This window comes from Candidatus Latescibacter sp. IFSED24 (genome assembly GCF_058273205.1).
This window is the reverse complement of record NZ_CM177850.1, coordinates 4388838-4405578: the sequence shown is the minus strand read 5'-3', so window position 1 is coordinate 4405578 and position 16741 is coordinate 4388838. Positions and strand designations below refer to the sequence as shown.

Sequence of the window (16741 nt, the reverse complement as noted above, 5' to 3'; positions counted from 1 at the left end):
CCGGTGGTCCGGCGACGCGATCAACCGGTTTCCACATAGATTCGCAGGCGGTCGTCGCTCTCCGGCCCCAGGTCGCTGAGGTCCAGCAGTCCGCTCGTGGCCACGGACACCGCGGTGACGGTGGGCTCACCGATGTGGGTGTACTGGGCCACGACCTTCCGCGGATCGCTGGTCACGTCGACCCCGACGCGGAACATCTTGGCGATGATCTTCTCGTGACGGTCCAGCATCCAGAGCCCGGCGTTGCCGCGCGGATTCTCCACCAGCAGATCGCGGTCACAGACCAGCAGCAGGCTCCTGGGCGACGGAACGTTCATGTCCCGGAAGTGGCACACGTGCCACGGTTCCGGCGTGTTGATCTGGAATTCGCGCGCCCCGCAGGTGGCCAGGCGATACTTCTTGTCATTGTAGAGGTAGACGGCGGGATCGTCCTCCTCGGCCACCGGCTGGACGTCCTGGGCCCCGAGCAGATGGGCCACCACCTGGCACGAACCCGCGAGCAGATGGCGGGCGCTGCCGAGCGCCGGTCCCAGGTCCTCGTGGTCGTAGGGTGCCTTGAGGAAGGCGTTCAGGGCCTCGAAGAAATGGGTGTCCCCCGAGGCGAGCTTACCGGGCTGGACGAGGTTGACCATGGCATGATCGAGGGCCGCGGGACGCGCCGCGAGAAGGGTACGCACCACGCGGAGCACCTTCTTGGCCACCAGAATGGCCTGGTAGGGATGGACCCGCGGATCCCGCTCGGGCAACTCGTCCTCGATGCTCGCCACGGCTGCCAGCATGGGCAGGACCACCGGACGGAGCAGCGAGGCGGCGGCTTGCTCGCCGTCGTCGGCGGCGGCGGCGCGCAGGATATCGCGCAGGCGCTGGATCTCGCCACGCAGGTCGTGCACCAGCCGGAAGAGACCGGGCCAGGCCGCCGAGGACAGGCACGGCGGGATGTAATCCTCTTCGAGCATCAGGTGGGCGCCATCCCAGGTGAACTCGGCCACCTTCAGGCCGCAGCCGCTGGAGATGGTCCCCGGCTCGATCACCAGTTCCAGAGCCATGGTGCGCAACGGCGCGCGTGGCGGCTCCTCGGCGGGATCGGGATCGCCGACCTCGAGCGCCCCCTCGGCGGTCACGCCGGAGGGGTCGATGGGACGGACCAGGACACTCAGGCGCACGGGCTCGGGAACCACGGGGGCGAGTTCGATCTGCGTCGAGAGCGCGCGCTGCAACTCGGCATAGGCCGCCTCGTCGAACACGAGCGGTGTTCCGTCCGGCGCCATGGCGGTCAGGACCTGGATGGAGACGGTCAGGTGATTCGCCGAATGCTCGTGCGACAGCTCGACGCCCTTGCCGGTACCGGAGAACGGCGGCGCCAGGCCATAGTGGCCGGCCGGATGGGCGACCGCCCGGGCCAACCAGTTCCTGGTCCGCGCGGCCATGAGATCGGCCAGTTGCAGATGCTCGGCACCCAGCAACATGGGATTCTTCCAGTTGACCGAGAACAGGCCTTCTGCGGCCATACCGGATCCTCCTCGCGTGGATGCTCGAGTTTTCGGAAACCTAAAAAAATCAACAAGTACCACGGGAGCCCCTGGCTCGCCGCCACCTCCATAGTGTCCCAATCCGGTATGGTGTTTCAACCCAAAAAAGCGTGACCGCGCAATCGACGGCAGCACGCGACCCCGGCGATCAACAACAGCCTTGCACATTCGCCGGGATCCGGGCAGAATACTGGTGGGGAAGGATCCCGCATCGCGTTCGATCGAGCACGGATCACTACCAGCGATATGGGCAACACCATGGCTATCCCCTGTCTGCATCCTCGGTCACGGCCCGGCAGCAGGTCCCTGGCGAGAGGCCTCGCCATCGGCCTGGGCTGCCTCTGGATGATCGCCGGATGTTCTCCCACGGCATACGACCTCGGCACGCGGGCGCTGCATGACGGTGAACCCGAACAGGCCATCGACCACTTCGACGCGGCGCTCGACCTCGGCGAGGACCGTTTTGAGGCTCTGCGCGAACGGGGCGCCGCCCAGCTCGAGGCCGGCCGGCCGGAAGCGGCCCTGACCGATCTCGAGGCGGCCCGGGCCCTCCAGGACGACGACGCGCGCCTCTACTGGCTCCTCGGCCGGACCAACTCGGCGCTCGCCCGCTACGACGACGCCTCCGAGGCCTATCGCCGCTACCAGATGCTCATATCGAGCCGCTCGATCCGCCGCCTGGCCGGGATGCGCCAGGCCCAGCTCCGGCAGGAGGCCGCCCGCGCCACCGCCGACCAGCTCGCCGAGGCACGCCAGCTCGGCATCCCCCCCGCGCCCAACACGGTGGCGCTCTACGCCTTCCGCCCCTACGACCAGCAGGACCCGGCGGAGGACGACCTGAAGATCTGCCGGGCCCTGAGCGTCTGGGTGATCGCCGACCTCGCCAAGGTGGAGTCCCTGCGCCCGGTGGATGCCGAGGCCCTCGAGCTGCTCTACGAGGCCCAGGGCGTGAACATCGAGAACCGCTGGCAGCTCGACCCCGCCAGCCTGGTATCGGCCGGCAACCTGCAACCAGCCCGCCACATGGTGCGCGGAGAATACGGGACCGTCGACGAGGATCACGCCGTCATGCTGGGCGTCCTCTTCGACAGCGAGGCGCAGGCCACCCGGGACTGCCCTGTGCAGGAGGACGAGCTGGCGCAGCTCTTCGACATGGAGACCCGCTTCGTGCTGGATCTGCTCGACCTCATGGGCATCGAGCCCACGCCCGAGGAACGCCTGGCCATCGGCGAGAAGCCCACGCGCAACCGCCTGGCCTTCCTGGCCTTCGCCGACGGGCTCTACCGCCTCTGGGACCTCGGCGACCTCGAGGGCGCCAGGACGAGCTTCGAACAGGCCAGCTCGCTCGACCCGGGCTTCACCATGGCCACCGAGGCCGCCGTGTCCGCCGAGGTCCTGCAGGCGCCGGGCCAGGCGACGGAGGTCCCGGCGCCGATGGTCGTCAAGACGAGCACCGAACGCGCCCTCACCAGCGCCGCCGACCTGGGCCTGGGGCTGCTGCCCGAGGACGAGGCCGGGGAGGGCACCGAGGTGGCTACCCAGAACGTGACCGCCGCCAGGGGTGCCGCCACCGTCAGGATCCACGTGGAGATCAGGCCATGAGCGGGTATCGCCTTCAACAGCCTCAACGCTGGCACGCACTCGCCTGGACGACGGTGGTCGTCCTGATGGCCCTGGTCGCAACGGCCCGCGCCGACGTCCGCTTCCCCGATGATCGCGAGCTGTTCAACCTCGGCCTCCAGCTGTCCTACCGCAGCTGGACCATCGAGGACAAGAACGCGGGCGAGAAGGCCACCGTCCGCCAGTTCGCCACCCGGGCCAAGGGCACCGTCGACGTCCATCGCCAGGTCGACCTGGTGGTCTACACCGCCGGCGGCTTCAGCCAGGACCGGCGCGAGACGGTCAGCGAGATCTCCGGACTCGCCGACACCAAGCTCAAGGCCTACGGCTACGTCTGGGACGACCAGCTCGTCCTCAGCCTCGGCGTGAACCTGCCCACCGGCATCACCGCCCTCGACGAGGAGCAGGTGCGGGCGGTCCAGGCCGTGGCGCCCAACGTGCTCGGCTTCCGCATGAAGGACTACGGCCGCGGCACCGACCTGGATCTCGCCGCCTCGCTGGGCTACGACCTCGGCCACGGCTGGACCGTTGGCGGCGGCCTGTCCTACCTCGTCCGGGGCGAGTACGACCTCGACCAGAGTTCGGTCTACGGACCGGGCAACGAGTTCGCCATCACCGCCGGCGTCGATTGGCGACACCAGGAGCTCTTGCTCTCGCTGGACACCCTGTACCGCAACTTCGGCGAGGACTCCCTCGCCGAGACCGGCTCCTTCGCCGACGGCGACCAGATCGAGACCACGGCCCGCGCCGCCTGGCGCCACGGCGCCTGGGGCGCCCAGGTGCTCCTGCGGCACATCTACAAGCAGGACAGCGAGTACACCTGGAACGTGCCGGCCAGCGACACGCGCGTGGACAACGGGCACAACTTCTGGCTCGGCCTCAGCCCCTCCTATCAATTGCACAAGAACGTGACCATCCGGGCGCTGCTGGATTACGTCTCGGTGGAGCAGGCCCTGCAGCAGTCCTCGGGCGCCTGGTCGCTCGCGTTCGGCGGCGGCCTCGAGGTGCTGCTGACCAGGCAGACCATCCTGGAGTTCCGCGCGTCCAAGCTCGTCGGGAACAACGACGACGACACCATCGATCTGTCGGGATTCGACGCCCTGACCACGATCATCTGGCAGTTCTAGCCAAGACGGGCAGGAAAGAGCATGAGACCAACAGGACGATCATGGCTCGGCTCGCTCATCGGCCTGCTCGCCGTCCTGCCGGTGCTGGTAGCGCCCGTACCAGCGCAGGCCCAGGGCGACACCGTCGAGGGCCTCATCCTCACCGTGGCCCGGGCCCAGCAGCTCGCGCGGCAGACCCTCGACGACACGGTCGCCCCGCTCGGCAGCCTGCTCAACCAGATCGGACCCTCGAGCGTCTTCGCCACGGGAGGCCAGGGATTCGGGAACTGGTCGCTGGCGCTGGGTGCGACGGCCTCCGACTTCAGCGTCACCAGCCCCGACTACACCCTCGCCGACCCAGGCGGCAGCGACCGTATCGAGGGAGCGATCGGGGCGGCGTACCTGGATCTGTCGCTGGGATTGTTCCAGGGGTACGAACCCTCGTCCAGCATCACCACCGCCGGCAGCGTCGACCTGCTGCTCCGGCTCGGCTTCAGCCTCGGCGACCAGAAGAACCTGGCCGAGGAGATCGACCTCGGCAGCTGGGCGCCCATCTACGGCGGCGGCCTGCGCATCGGCCTGCTCAAGGGGCCGCACATCCCCTCGGTGTCGTTGTCCGCCGGGGCCAATTTCTTCCAGCGACGGCTCTTCGCCGTGCAGGTGGAGGACGAGGACGCCTCCGTGGAACTGGACTTCGAACAGACCACGGCCTTCCTCCTCCTCGAGGTCGGGAAGTCGTTCCGCTGGGTCGCCCCCTATCTCGTCGGCGGCATCGCCCACCACCGGCTGCAGGCCGATTACGTGGCCGGCGTGGTCTACGGCGACGGATCCGCCACCGTCGACGATGCCGTGGACAACAAGCAGACCGTGGGCCAGTTCTACGGAGGTGTCGAGCTGGGATCAGGCCTGCTGCGTATCGACCTGGAAGCCGGAGCGGCCGATGGTGAACCGTTCGGTCGGTTCTTCTTCCGCTTCTCCGGTTGATCGCCAACGAATCAGGAGCCGCCATGTCAACGCGACCGCTCATCAACATGCTTCTGGTCTCCGGTCTGCTCGTGCTGCTCTTGGCGGGCTGCACCCTGTCACCCGACGACGCGCCACGAGAGCTGTCGTTCGCCCTGCAGATCGACGCGGTGTTCGATGATGCCGGCAAGGCGACCCGGATCGATCTGGTCGACGATGTGGCCTACCTGTCGGGTCAGGCCCGGATCTGGAGCTTGCCGGCCGAACTGCCCGAGGGCTGCCAGGACGTCTGCGACGAGGCCTGCGCCGGGACGGGCCGCCTGCTGGCCGACGGCCCCCTCACCGTGTCCGTGGACGAGGCCGCCGATCCCGTGCGCCTGATCCTTTCGGGTGACGTGGGCTTCGATCTGGACTCGCCGGGTTCGCGCTACCGGCTCGACGTCGAGCTGCTCGAGCGCGGCCGGCGCATCGAGGGCGACTACGCAGGCGACCTCCTCCTCGACTCCGGCCTGGAAGCGCTGGTCGACTCGCTCTACCTCTCCGAATTGCTCCCCGACGACTACACCATCGAGACCCTCGTGCTCTGCCTGGACACCGATCTGGTCGAGCTGGACCCCGCGGATCGCTGCGTCGACGACTCCTTCGGGATCGCCGGTACCTGGGACCAGGAACTGAACGAGCTGGTCATCGTCTACGAGCGTAGCGACGTGGAGATCGAGGGCACGGACGCCGACAGCGTCCAGGTGCGCCTGAACGCCGCACTGCAGCCCACCCCCATCTATGCCGGCTGCACCGAGCTCGAATTCCTGGCCGTGGGGGACGATCCGGTCGCGGTGACCCTGACACTGAGCGAGCTCGAGGGTTCGGGACCGGGGCTGGCGGGCGAGGTGCTGGCGGGCGATCTGGTCATCGGGCTCTACCACGAGGATGGTGTCGTGGAGATCGCCGAGCACGGCCTCCTGAGCGTCACGCGCACCGAGTCGCTGCCGGCGCGTTAGCCGCGCAGGTAGGTCGTCCGACCGAGCACGCCACCGAGGGGGTCGGCCAGACGGGCCGCACGATCGCGGTCCGCCAGGACGAGCTCGACCTCCCTGGCCAGCGCGGCCGGTCCCACCACCGCGAGCAGAGCGTCCACCTTGGCCCGCCAGTTCCGGTCGCGATCCAGGGCCACGTACTCCGCCAGCGGCAACGGTCCGATGACGACCGCCAGCGTCGGGCGGGAGTCGGAAAAGAAGGCCCCCAGGGCCAGCTGGCCGCCGAGTCGGCAACGCTCGGTGCCCAGCGGTCGTCGCTCCGCGACGGGCATCTCGAGCACGGGACCTGGCCGCTCCTGGATCGCCACCGGAACCCCGAGGAACCGTTCGAGCACCGTCGCCATGCCGCCAGTGGTCCCGACCCATTCGGGGAAGCGTTGCATCATGGTGGCCAGCAGCACCTGCTCCCGGTCGGTCAAGGGCAGCTCGGCGAGATGCAGGAGATCCAGGACCCGCTGGGCGAAGGTGGCCTCCCGGCTGAGCGCCGAGAGCGACCAGGACAGTCGGCCGATGTCGCGGTGCAGGCGATGGAGCGCCTGGTCGATGACCGTCACGAAACGGCGACCGGCGCCGTATGCCTGGACCTGCCTGGGCCAGTAATCGTCGGCCTGCCCGGGTTCGATGGCATGCTGCGCCTCGTCCTGGGCGGTGGGCAGTGGTTCGAGCAGATCGCCGGGCAGCCGTTCGCTCAGACCACCATGGCTGACGAAGAGCGTCACCTCGCCCCGCTCGGACACGGCCTGGCCCGCCGCCGGCTCCTGGCCCACGATCTCGCCACGGAACGCTTCCAGCGGCCCCACCGGGATCAGCTGCACCCGATCCCCGGGCACGCCCAGCTGGGCCAGCGCGGCCACGGCCGCGGCCACCGGGGTGCTGGGGCGATGATCGAGGAAGTCGGGCATCAGGGCCATGTGATCGCGATCCTCAGCTCGAGCCCAGTTCCACGTGAACCTGCTGCCCGGCAGGGGAGCGGGCTTCCAGATACTGCTGCAATCCCTGCACGAAGGCACTGCGTTCGGTCTGGCCGTGGAACCGATCGGGGTGGCAGTTGACCACGATACGCACACAGGACGAGACACCGTCACGGCCCCGCTTGACGCCACGACCCACCTCGACGCCGCGGATGCGCGTCGGATCGTAGGCCACGGCCAACACCTCGTAATCATGCGTCGTCACCGCCCGACCGCGCGTGGCCAGCTGGGCCCGCAGTTCGGTGGTCAGCCAGGTTTGCGAAGGCGCCGCCTGACCGCCGGCGCTGGCGGTGACGTTCACCGCATCGACGACCCCCGGTGCCAACCGTCGGTCATAGACGGTATCCACGCTGCCCGCATCCAGGCCGTTGGCCTCCAGACCCATGGTTGTGGTGTACATGACCTCGATGGAGCGGGGACGCGGCGCCATGGCCCGGCTCACCAGCCGCAGCCGCGCCAGCCCCTCGGGGCTGCGGTCGAGGTGATAGACGTCCTCGGCCTGCAACGCCTCGCTGGTCTCGGCATCGACGAACTGCGTGACGTTGGCCGCATCCCGGACCTCGTCGAGCCGGAAGAGCTGAGCGAAGGTGACGGGCAGGTCCACCATCTCGGCCCGGGCCCGCCCCACCTTGAACCTGGCCACCGCGGCCTGGAGGTTGAAGGCCACGACGCAGTTGGGGCGAAAGGACACGCCAGCCAGTGCTCCGGAATCGAGATCGGCGGCGCAGTGGATGCTGAGCCAGAGGCGCTGCGGGTCGGCGGTGATCAGGCCCGCCGCCGTGGCGGTCGCCACGGCGCCAGGTGCATGGTCACGCGCCCGACGCAGATTCGCCAGCGAGACGTGCACGAAGGAGCGGTCGTGTGGGCTGTCGGGTCGCTGGATGTCGCTGCGCGACCGCAACAGCGGTGGATCGCCGTATCCATCCCAGGGTTTCGCCGAGCCCACCATTCCGGGCACGAAGGCCGCCGCATCGCCACCCTGGCCATACTGCCAGCGCGACCAGATCAAGCCCGATACCAGGCGCTGGTCACGGGCCTGCAGGAACAACGGAATTGTCTCGACCTCGACGGAGGCCGGCACCGTCAACCCCAGGTGCAGCCAGTTCGCCGGCCCGGGATCGACCTGGCACGATCCCGCAGTTCCGCTGGTCCCGACGAGGTCCACCATGCCATCGCTGGTCTGGGAGAGCACCACCGGCGGCGCCAGCCCCAGCACGTGTTCGTCGCCGTAGGGGACGAAATGGATGTTCCGCTCCTTGAACGAGTCGCCCTCGGGAACGGCCTTCCGACCGATCACCACCAGGTTCTCGTCGACTCTGGCGCCACCATCGACCACCCCGAGTTGCAGCACCGTCGAGGCGGGCCGTGGGGCCCGCGGAAAGGTCAGCACGCTATCGAGGAGCTGGCGGCTGGCCGTGTCGATGACCTCGTCCAGCTTTCCGTAGACGTGTGTGTATTCCTTGGCGACCGCCGCCAGCAACAGCCGCACCAGGGGGTCGGTGAGCGCCGGGTCGGGCGAAAGCCCCGGAATCTGTTCGGCCGCCTCCGCGAGGAGCCGGGACAGGACCTGTTCGGAATCGGCCTCGCGGGGATCCAGCCAGTGGAAGGTCAGGGTCTCGCGGGGTGAGGCTGCGCCCGGACGCAGTTCGTCAGGCCTCGACATCGAATTCGAGCTCCAGGGTTAGGCCGGTGTCCTTGACCTTGCCGACGACACGGATGAAGCGGTATGGCAGGTAACGGCCAGGTTGATCGTTGCAGAACTCGACCTTGTCCAGGGCCAGGCGCGGTTCGTTGCGCTTGATGGTCAGTTTGACCTGACGCACCAGTTCGCTGGCGCTGCCCTGGCTGAAGCGGTGGTGGGGAAGATCGGTGCCGTATCGGGGCTCGGCGGCCACGTCGGCCGTCTTGGCCATTCCCTGCAGCGGCGAGGCGAGCAGGAGACGGATGTTCTGCCGGATGGACTCCTCCAGCGCGCAGGAGCCCAGCATGCCGCCCTGGAACGTGAGCGGGGGCTTCAGGTAGGGTGCGTTCTCGTCCATCGGGTCCGCCTCGCTGTTGCGCCCTCGGCCGGGTGCGTCGCCGGCTCAGTTGAGCCGGATCAAGGTGCCCTTGACCTCGACGCCCGCCGGGTTGCAGGTCACCTTGCCGCCGCCCTCCATCTTCACCTCCATGCCCTTGATGGAGGCCGCCATGCCCGCCTTCAGGTCGGCCTTGCCCTTGGCGTCCAGCTTCAGATCGCCGGCGCTCTTGAGCTCGATCCCCCCCTTGGCATCGAGGGTGATGTCCGCATCGCTCTTCAGGCTGATGGCGCCCTTGGCCGTGATCGAGACATCGCCCTGGCTCTCCAGCTCGATCCGGGGATCGCCGTCGAGCGTGAGCCTGATCTGGTTCTGGGCCCCCGGGCTGGTGATCTCGATGGTCTCGGCCCCCGACTGATCCTTGATCAGGATCTGGTTGCCGCTCTTGGTGACGAACACCTTGGCCAGCCCCTGGGCCATGTCCGCGGCCCCCACCGCGTCCTCGGCCACCTTGATGGGCCCCATCTTGGCGGTGCTGCTGCCGTTGGGCACCGAGCCGAGCACGACCAGGTCCTCCTGGTCGCCGTCGAGCGCGGCCACGATCACCTCGTCGCCGACCTCGGGCAGCACGAACGCACCCCAGGAATCGCCGCTGTGGATCTGCGCCACCCGCAGCCAGGGCGAGAGCATGGACCCGGCGCCGGCCGCCACGCTGTGGTGGAACTCCACCTTGACCCGCCCCAGCGATTCGGGATCGTCGGTGTCGCGGACGAGCGCCCCCCAGAGCAAGGGCGCCGGCGGACGCAGACGGTCGCAGGGCGGATAGGCGCCGTCCTCGGGAACCGCCGTGAAGGCGTTCCGGTAACCGGAGCCATCGCCCTGGATGAAGTGGGTGACGCTGGTGACGATGTAGCGGCCACCGTCGGCGGCGCTCATGCCCTCGACCTCGAGGCGGCCGCCGGTCGCGAGTCCAGGATCGTCGCTCTCCCCCTCGGCCAGGACCAGCCCGCCGACCCAGCTGTGCTTGTGCGCCTTCAACTCGGCCTCGAGCCCCGAAGCGTCGATGGGGTGCCGTTCGAGCACGATGTCGCCCTGGGCTGTGAACACGTCGTCGCTGGCGCTCACGGCGGCCTGGACGTGATCATGGAGCGCATCACCGATGCTCACCTCATCGGTGGCCTGGGACAGGGCGCTGTCCCCGGTGCGGTCCCAGGATCGCGCGTGGAACTTGCCCGGCTGGGCACCCAGCTTCACGGCGAAGCTGGTCAGGGTACCATCACCGCTGCCGCGCAGGCTCAGCTTCCGGCTGGCGCCTTCCGGAGTGGCCGCGACCTTGAACTTCTCGCCGTCGTACCAGGCCCAGAGCCGCTCGTGCTGGCAGAGTCTCAGCACGAAATCGTAGTCCGTCTCTCCATGCTGGATCGTGGTCGGATACGTCCGGGAGGTCGACGCGCTCATCTCGCAGAATTCGTTGTAGTCGGCGATGACGGACTGCACGATGTCCTTGGTGGTGGCGTCGGTCCAGATCCGATTCCGACGCACTCCATCCATCTGTACCGTCGGTGAATGCCCCTCGACCACCACGGCATAGGCGCCCAGATGGTGACGGGACGCCTTGACGGTGGTCACGATGCCGCGGAAGAGATACTTGGCACCGTCGCCCCAGCGCAGCTCCAGCTCGAGCGGCTTGCCCAGGGTCCGGCGCAACCCGTCGAGGGCCTCGCTCGCCCCACCGGCCACCGAGGCGTCCTTGGCCACCAGGCTGAGGCATTCCACGCTGAACCAGTGATGACCCCAGAGGGGCTGGGAGACGACGATGTCGCCGGTCCGGATCTTCTGCTCCGCGAGATCGTTGCCGTCGATCTTGACGGTGATGTTGGCGAAAGCCATGTCGCACCAGTCCTCGGGAGTGGACGCTCGTCTCGGGTCACGGCGAATTCACCGGCCGGGGCCAGCCCGACCGGTGAACCCGGACCATGTGCGGATTCCGCCGGCCTACAACCAGGTCTTGCCGGCCTGCCACTCCACGCCGTTGATGACGATGGTAGACGCGCTGACCTCCAGGATCTCGACCTGGGGAGCGCTCCGGTCGTCATCGATGTTGGGCACGACTTCCGTGTAGCTCTTCAGGAAGCCATTGGTCCATTCCACGGTCTTCATGACGCTCTCGGTCTTGCGCGGATCGTAGAAGGTGATGGCGCCCGACTTGAAGTCCTCCTCGTAGGGATGCAGCGCCCATTCCCAGAAATCGGTGGCTGCATCCGAGCGCCGGGTGATGATGATGCTGGCGAGGCGCGGCTTGGCGTCGACGGGCGCGCCGTTGGTGTCCTTGGCGCAGTCGAGGCCGTATTTCACGTCCAGGATGTTGGGAACGTGGTTCCCATCGATGGCGACTTCCACTTGCTTGGCCATGATCCCTCCTGACATTCAGCTAGGCGAGTTCGAGCGAACTGGCCGTCATATTCGTGTCGACCGGCTACTTGTTCTTCCAGTCGAAATCATGCTCGATGCCGCCGACCGAGATCTGCTCGGGCTCGATGAAGACGACCTCCTCGGCGTGGTCGCGGGCATCGTTGTACTCGACGTCGTACACACGCACGTAGCCGCCCTTCCACTCGAGCTCCTTCATGAGCAGGCCGTTCTCGTCGGTGAAGGTGACCTTGCCGCTCTTGCGATTGGCCTGATCGGCGCTGGACGCCCATTCCACCAGATCCACGGCGTCGTCGGCGACGCGGCGGATCATGATCCCGTCGCACTCCAGGCCGCGGGTGGGCGCACCGTCGCGGTCCAGCGAGGCGCGCACGCCGTAGCGGACCTCCACGATGTTCTTCAGTTCATTCCCGTCGACTTCTACTTTTGGTTGGCGAGCCATAATGCTCCCTCCTTCTCCAGGAACAGTGGGACGACGGACTACTCCTTCTCGGCCGAGACGGCAGTGTTGCCGGCGCTATCCTCGGTGACCTTGACGTTGAAGGTGTGGACCGACTGCTTGAATCCTAGCTTCATCTGGACATCCACCTCGTGCCGGGCCTTCTGTTCCTCGGTGGCCCGCACCTCGACCTCGAACGCGTCGAGCGCCTTGTCGTCGCCCACGATGTCGTTGAGGAACTTGCGCAGGTCCCGCTGGATTGCCGAGAGCAGCTTGGGCGTGATGTTCTTGAAGACCTGCTTGTTGAGGTAGTGGCAGACGTTCTTGACCACCCAGTCCTCGGTCCGGATACGCGAGTAGGTATCGAGACCTTCCTGGCTGCTGAGGTTCCAATCCCCCATGCAACGCACCTTGCTCTCCCAGTCCGCGACCGGCACGATGCCCAGGTCCTTGAACTTGGCGACCTTGTCGCGGTCCAGGCGGTAGCGCGCCTTGAGCGGACCCTGGATGCCGCCCTTGACGTAGCCGGCCGCCGCCTCCTGGGTCCCCATGGTCTCGTCTAGCTGGTAGACCAGGCCGGCGATGTGCGCCGCGGGCGACACGTACAGCGGGTCGTCCTCGAAGGCGTGCTTGTCGCGGCTCATGAGGTGATTGCCGGCCAGCACGACGTACTGCTTCTCGGAGACGCTGGCACGGAGCCCCTCGTAGAGGTCCATGTTGTCGAGCACCTCGTCGTAGGACTCGTACTCGTCGGTGTCGACGAACACCTGCATCTTGTACTGCTCGCCCAGCTTGCCCAGCCGGTCGATCTGCGGCACGCCGCCGGGCCAGCCCGGGATCACCAGATTGGAGTAGACGTTCTTCAGGCTGAAGAACTTGTATTCCTCGCGGATCTTCTCGGCGAGGTCCTCGAACAGCGTGGGATCGTCGGTATCGAGAAGCTGCTCGGAGGTAGCGTTGTAGAAGTAGGCATCCACCGGCGTACCGGGTTCGACCTGCGCGTTGAGGAAGAACCCGTTCACCGCGCGGTAGGTTTTCTCCAGCGGGCGGATGGTCTCGAACGCGCTCGCGAGATTCTTCTCCAGCAGCTCGCTCAGCGCGTCCACGCGTTCGGACGCCGCCTCGTGAACGTCGTCGAGATCCTCGGCCGCCTCGATGGACCGGATCCAGGCTGCCAGCCGCTGCCGGAGCAGCTTGCGCGATTCGGCGAACTCCGCCTTCTCCTGGAAGCTCTTGTACGCCGCTTCCTTGGTGGGATCCAGCAGGCTGAGCGCGGGCAGCTTGACACCCTCGCTCACACCCTTCGGCATCATCTTGCTCAGCCAGTCGAGGGCCTTCTTGGCCGGGCCGCGACCCAGGGCCTCCAGCCTGGCCTGGTAGTCTCCGGCGGTGAGGACCTCGCCGGCGGCCTCGGGAGCCGGAGCGTGCGCGGGCTGCGTTCCCTCTTCTTTCCTCTCCAGATCGTCGCTCATCCGTATCCCCTTCCTTACTCGGAAGCCCCACCGAGGGCGTCGAAGGCTGCTTTCAGACCACCGAGCAACTGCTCCCGTTGCTGCGGATCGGCCATGGCCTTGCGCAGGGTGGCGTTGGACTTGAGGTTCTTGAGGAATTCGGCCAGAACGAGCTTCTCGTTCTGCTGGGCCTCGAGGGTCGGACACTGGGCGATGACCGATTCGGGCGCGAAATCCTTCACGGCGCCGAAGCGGATGGTGGTCATCTCGGTCTCGCCCTGGTCGTTGTGGACCTCGATCTCGGCCGCGGGCTTGTAGGTCTGGAAGACCTCGGACATGGATCGGCACCGGGTCAGTTCGGGATCTTCACCGGCCTCTTCGTTCAGGGGGGCGACATAGATCGTCCGATTGCTGTCGAGAATCTCGACAGCCATGGAATCGTCGATCTCCTTGATGTGATCCGCCCCGAAGTGCTTCAGTTTCGCCATATCGGGACAAGCCTCCTTGGAGTTCCGTCAGGTGTGGTCGTGACGCTCGCGAAGCAGAAATGGGGATTGCCAGCCGACTATACCACTTCCAAGATAATATTGACCAGCCTAATCAGGACTCGCAGAATCGACTGTCGATATTGAAGTTTCGTCTGCGACTACACCCTGTTCGCCAGCTTTGACACGGCCATACCGACCCGATACAATCCTCTCACGATCCGCTGGCCATACCCGAATCCGATGGGAGCGTCTCATGAATCCTCGTCGCTGGTCCCCGACGGTTACCGAGACGGTCGATCGCGCCAACGAGATCGCCAAGGAACGCGGCCACGCCGACATCACACCGTTGCACCTCCTCTACTCGCTCCTGGTCCCCGACCACGGCGGCTGCGTCGACGTCCTGACCAGCCTCGGCCGCGAGATCGCTCCGCTCCGGGCTGCGGTGGACGCGGCGCTCGAGGACCTGGAATCCGCCAGCCGGCCGGTCTTCGAACCCCGGCCCGACAAGGCCTTCACCGGCGCACTCGAGCTGGCCGACACCGAGCGCAGCATCCTCGAGGCCGAGCAGCTGGAAGACGTCCACCTCTTGATCGCCCTGCTCTCGGTGGACGGCGGCCTCGGACGCGAGCTGCGCAAACGGATCGGGATCAAGCGCGCCATGGTGGTCAAGGCGCTGGGCGAGGGGCAGCGGATCCGCCAGCTCGCCAGCGGCGGCGATGCGGCGGCGGCGCCCGGGATGGGCACGCTGCTCACCTTCTGCACCGACCTGACAGCCCAGGCCCGCGCCGGCGAGCTCGACCCGGTGATCGGGCGCGAGTCGGAGATTGCTCAGGTCGTGGAGGTGCTCGCCAGGCGGCGCAAGAACAACGCCGTGCTCGTGGGCGAACCCGGCGTGGGCAAGACCGCGGTGGTGGAGGGGCTGGCGCTGGCCATCGCCACGGGCAAGGCGCCCTCGGTCCTCGCCGACAGCCAGGTCCTGGCCCTCGACCTGGCCGCCATGGTGGCCGGCGCCAAGTACAAGGGTGAGTTCGAGGAACGCCTCAAGAAGCTGATCACCGAGCTGGAAGCCACCGCCGGCCGGGCCCTGCTCTTCGTGGACGAGGTCCACACCCTGCTCAGCGCCGGCGGCGGCGCCGGCGGCATGGACGCGGCGAACCTCTTGAAGCCCGCGCTCGCCCGCGGCACCCTGCGGGTGATCGGCTGCACCACATCGGGCGAGTATCGCAAGTACATCGAGAAGGACAGCGCCTTCGCGCGCCGCTTCGTCAAGATCGACGTGGCCGAACCGGACGACGTGGTGTGCCTGAAGATCCTGGAGGGCGTCAAGGACCGCTACGAGGACCACCACGGGGTGAAGATCGATCCCGACGCGCTGGACGTCGCGGTGCGGCTGTCCAAGCGCTACATCCCCGACCGCTTCCTGCCGGACAAGGCCGTCGACCTCCTCGACGAGTGCGCCAGCAACACGCGGATCTTCCTGGAATACTGGAACAACCTGCGCGACACGGAGACGAAGTGGGACGCCCTGGCCGACGATCCCGAGGCCCTCGACCGGGCGCTGCGCACCCTCGACGGCGTGTTGCGCGGCCTCACCGCCCGCGGCGTCGATGTCGACACCGACCTCGTCCGGGCCGCCGCCGATTTCCCCGCGGCGCGGAACCACGTCCTGGCGGCCGGCGAAACCGTGCCCGAATTCGTCGACGGCGTACAGGTGAGCGCGCGGGTCTCGCTGCGCACCGGCATCCCCGTGCAGAAGATGATGGGCGCCGAGCGCGAGCAGCTCATGAACCTGGAGTCGCTCCTCCACCAGCGCATCATCGGCCAGGACGGGCCCGTCGCCGCGGTGGCCCAGTCGATCCGCAAGAACCGCGCGGGCCTGAAGCAGTCCAACTTGCCCATCGGCAGCTTCATGTTCATGGGCCCCACTGGCACCGGCAAGACCGAGCTGGCCAAGGCGCTGGCCGAGCTGCTGTTCGCCGACGAATCGGCCATGATCCGCTTCGACATGAGCGAGTTCATGCAGGAGCACTCGGTGCAGCGCATGACCGGCGCGCCTCCCGGCTACGTCGGCTACGAGGAGGGGGGCCAGCTCACCGAGCCGGTCCGCCGCAAGCCCTACTCGGTCCTGCTCTTCGACGAGATCGAGAAGGCCCACGCCAAGGTCCGCGACATCTTCCTGCAGGTCCTCGACGACGGTCGCCTGACCGACGGCCAGGGACGCACGGTGGACTTCGCCAACACCGTGGTCATCATGACCAGCAACCTCGAGGGGCCCTGGATCGCCGAGCAGACCCTGGCCGGCAAGGAGGTCGACATCGAGGAGCTGCGCGGCAAGCTCGTCAAGGACTGGGGCCTGCGCCCCGAGTTCGTCAACCGCTTCGACGCCCTGGTGGCGTTCCACAGCTTCACCGAGGATCAGATCGCGCAGATCGTGTCGCTGCAGCTGAAGAAGCTGACCAGGATGCTGGCCATGCAGGATCTCTCCCTCGAGGTCACCGACGCCGGGATGGCCGAACTGGCGCGCCTCAGTTACGACCCGGCCATGGGCGCCCGCCCCGTGCGGCGCACCATCGACCAGCGGATCATCAACCCGCTGGCCGACCTGCTGCTGGCCGCCGAGGGATCCGGAGACCGGACACTGAAAGTCGATGCCCGCGAGGGGGATATCGTCCTGGCCCTGGTCTGATCACGC

Annotated in this window: 14 protein-coding genes; 5 read left to right on the top strand and 9 right to left on the bottom strand. The window is 67.4% G+C overall.

Annotated elements, in window-relative coordinates:
* Nucleotides 1-20: 20 nt before the first annotated feature.
* A complete protein-coding gene (tssK, locus tag IFSED24_RS17575; protein WP_491332787.1) occupies nucleotides 21-1508 on the bottom strand; it encodes a type VI secretion system baseplate subunit TssK in 1488 nt (495 codons plus the stop codon).
* 366 nt (nucleotides 1509-1874) lie between these two features.
* Here tssK and IFSED24_RS17570 point away from each other — a divergent pair, with 366 nt between their 5' ends.
* From IFSED24_RS17570 to IFSED24_RS17555, 4 genes are read left to right on the top strand one after another with little or no spacing between them, the layout of a single operon-like run.
* Nucleotides 1875-3131, top strand: a complete 1257-nt coding sequence (locus tag IFSED24_RS17570) for a tetratricopeptide repeat protein (RefSeq protein WP_491332786.1) — start codon at nucleotides 1875-1877, stop codon at nucleotides 3129-3131.
* Nucleotides 3128-4276 (top strand): hypothetical protein, encoded by a 1149-nt coding sequence (locus IFSED24_RS17565; protein WP_491332785.1) that lies wholly within the window; start codon nucleotides 3128-3130, stop codon nucleotides 4274-4276. The genes IFSED24_RS17570 and IFSED24_RS17565 overlap by 4 nt, the downstream gene beginning before the upstream one ends.
* A 21-nt stretch (nucleotides 4277-4297) precedes the next feature.
* Nucleotides 4298-5239 (top strand): hypothetical protein, encoded by a 942-nt coding sequence (locus IFSED24_RS17560; protein ID WP_491332784.1) that lies wholly within the window; start codon nucleotides 4298-4300, stop codon nucleotides 5237-5239.
* A gap of 23 nt (nucleotides 5240-5262) precedes the next feature.
* Complete coding sequence (locus IFSED24_RS17555) at nucleotides 5263-6216, top strand: hypothetical protein (protein ID WP_491332783.1); 954 nt, start codon at nucleotides 5263-5265, stop codon at nucleotides 6214-6216.
* On the opposite strand, the gene IFSED24_RS17550 is transcribed toward IFSED24_RS17555, so the two are convergent.
* The 8 genes from IFSED24_RS17550 to IFSED24_RS17515 all read right to left on the bottom strand — a co-directional run bounded on the left by IFSED24_RS17550 (nucleotide 6213) and on the right by IFSED24_RS17515 (nucleotide 14049).
* Nucleotides 6213-7163, bottom strand: coding sequence for a type VI secretion system baseplate subunit TssG (locus IFSED24_RS17550; protein ID WP_491332782.1), 951 nt, complete (start codon nucleotides 7161-7163; stop codon nucleotides 6213-6215). The two genes, IFSED24_RS17555 and IFSED24_RS17550, sit on opposite strands and share 4 nt — an antisense overlap.
* A 13-nt stretch (nucleotides 7164-7176) precedes the next feature.
* Nucleotides 7177-8886 (bottom strand): hypothetical protein, encoded by a 1710-nt coding sequence (locus tag IFSED24_RS17545; RefSeq protein WP_491332781.1) that lies wholly within the window; start codon nucleotides 8884-8886, stop codon nucleotides 7177-7179.
* Nucleotides 8873-9262 (bottom strand): GPW/gp25 family protein, encoded by a 390-nt coding sequence (locus tag IFSED24_RS17540; protein WP_491332780.1) that lies wholly within the window; start codon nucleotides 9260-9262, stop codon nucleotides 8873-8875. Before IFSED24_RS17540 ends, IFSED24_RS17545 begins: the two co-directional genes overlap by 14 nt.
* A gap of 45 nt (nucleotides 9263-9307) precedes the next feature.
* The gene (locus tag IFSED24_RS17535; protein ID WP_491332779.1) at nucleotides 9308-11131 is read right to left on the bottom strand and encodes a type VI secretion system Vgr family protein; all 1824 of its coding nucleotides are present in this window, start codon (nucleotides 11129-11131) and stop codon (nucleotides 9308-9310) included.
* Between the two features lie 105 nt (nucleotides 11132-11236).
* Complete coding sequence (gene tssD / locus IFSED24_RS17530) at nucleotides 11237-11653, bottom strand: type VI secretion system tube protein TssD (protein WP_491332778.1); 417 nt, start codon at nucleotides 11651-11653, stop codon at nucleotides 11237-11239.
* Nucleotides 11654-11717: 64 nt separating this feature from the next.
* A complete protein-coding gene (gene tssD, locus IFSED24_RS17525; RefSeq protein ID WP_491332777.1) occupies nucleotides 11718-12113 on the bottom strand; it encodes a type VI secretion system tube protein TssD in 396 nt (131 codons plus the stop codon).
* 38 nt (nucleotides 12114-12151) lie between these two features.
* Nucleotides 12152-13582: a hypothetical protein gene (locus IFSED24_RS17520; protein ID WP_491332776.1), complete on the bottom strand. Its 1431-nt coding sequence runs from the start codon at nucleotides 13580-13582 to the stop codon at nucleotides 12152-12154.
* A 14-nt stretch (nucleotides 13583-13596) separates the two neighbouring features.
* Nucleotides 13597-14049 (bottom strand): type VI secretion system contractile sheath small subunit, encoded by a 453-nt coding sequence (locus IFSED24_RS17515; RefSeq protein ID WP_491332775.1) that lies wholly within the window; start codon nucleotides 14047-14049, stop codon nucleotides 13597-13599.
* 253 nt (nucleotides 14050-14302) lie between these two features.
* Here IFSED24_RS17515 and IFSED24_RS17510 point away from each other — a divergent pair, with 253 nt between their 5' ends.
* Nucleotides 14303-16735, top strand: a complete 2433-nt coding sequence (locus IFSED24_RS17510) for an ATP-dependent Clp protease ATP-binding subunit (protein WP_491332774.1) — start codon at nucleotides 14303-14305, stop codon at nucleotides 16733-16735.
* Nucleotides 16736-16741: the final 6 nt, after the last annotated feature.

Bases quoted from the DNA above. Each gene is read 5' to 3' on its own strand.
- IFSED24_RS17570 (WP_491332786.1), top strand. From the start codon at position 1,875: ATGATCGCCGGATGTTCTCCCACGGCATACGACCTCGGCACGCGGGCG.
- tssD (WP_491332777.1), bottom strand. From the start codon at position 12,113: ATGGCTCGCCAACCAAAAGTAGAAGTCGACGGGAATGAACTGAAGAAC.
- IFSED24_RS17545 (WP_491332781.1), bottom strand. From the start codon at position 8,886: ATGTCGAGGCCTGACGAACTGCGTCCGGGCGCAGCCTCACCCCGCGAG.
- IFSED24_RS17510 (WP_491332774.1), top strand. From the start codon at position 14,303: ATGAATCCTCGTCGCTGGTCCCCGACGGTTACCGAGACGGTCGATCGC.
- IFSED24_RS17550 (WP_491332782.1), bottom strand. From the start codon at position 7,163: ATGGCCCTGATGCCCGACTTCCTCGATCATCGCCCCAGCACCCCGGTG.
- IFSED24_RS17535 (WP_491332779.1), bottom strand. From the start codon at position 11,131: ATGGCTTTCGCCAACATCACCGTCAAGATCGACGGCAACGATCTCGCG.
- tssK (WP_491332787.1), bottom strand. From the start codon at position 1,508: ATGGCCGCAGAAGGCCTGTTCTCGGTCAACTGGAAGAATCCCATGTTG.
- IFSED24_RS17565 (WP_491332785.1), top strand. From the start codon at position 3,128: ATGAGCGGGTATCGCCTTCAACAGCCTCAACGCTGGCACGCACTCGCC.
- IFSED24_RS17520 (WP_491332776.1), bottom strand. From the start codon at position 13,582: ATGAGCGACGATCTGGAGAGGAAAGAAGAGGGAACGCAGCCCGCGCAC.
- IFSED24_RS17540 (WP_491332780.1), bottom strand. From the start codon at position 9,262: ATGGACGAGAACGCACCCTACCTGAAGCCCCCGCTCACGTTCCAGGGC.
- IFSED24_RS17555 (WP_491332783.1), top strand. From the start codon at position 5,263: ATGTCAACGCGACCGCTCATCAACATGCTTCTGGTCTCCGGTCTGCTC.
- tssD (WP_491332778.1), bottom strand. From the start codon at position 11,653: ATGGCCAAGCAAGTGGAAGTCGCCATCGATGGGAACCACGTTCCCAAC.
- IFSED24_RS17515 (WP_491332775.1), bottom strand. From the start codon at position 14,049: ATGGCGAAACTGAAGCACTTCGGGGCGGATCACATCAAGGAGATCGAC.
- IFSED24_RS17560 (WP_491332784.1), top strand. From the start codon at position 4,298: ATGAGACCAACAGGACGATCATGGCTCGGCTCGCTCATCGGCCTGCTC.